Annotated in this window: 1 rRNA gene; it reads right to left on the bottom strand. The window is 51.0% G+C overall.

Annotation, left to right across the window (positions count from 1 at the left end):
- Positions 1 to 310: ribosomal RNA gene (locus WS40_RS11070) — 23S ribosomal RNA — on the bottom strand; the annotation flags it as partial.

Here is a 310-nt window from a genome sequence, read left to right as displayed (position 1 = left end):
GTACTATACGCTATCGGTCACTGGGTAGTATTTAGGGTTGGAGGGTGGTCCCCCCATATTCCGACCAGGTTTCACGTGTCTGGCCGTACTCTGGATCCTGCGCAGCTGTCAGAATTTTTACTTACGTGACTCTCACACTCTTCGGTTGGCCTTCCCATGCCATTCTGTTAACTCTTCCAGTCTTAAAAGCAGTCCGTACCCCGAAAGGATTTCTCCTCTCGGTTTGCCCTCTTCCGCGTTCGCTCGCCACTACTTACGGAATCTCGTTTGATGTCTCTTCCTCGCCCTACTTAGATGTTTCAGTTCAGGC

The organism is Ruminococcus sp. N15.MGS-57 (genome assembly GCF_000980385.1).
Classification (GTDB): domain Bacteria; phylum Bacillota; class Clostridia; order Oscillospirales; family Ruminococcaceae; genus Hominimerdicola; species Hominimerdicola aceti.
The sequence above is the reverse complement of the archived record's forward strand: the minus strand, read 5'-3'. Positions and strand labels throughout refer to the sequence as shown.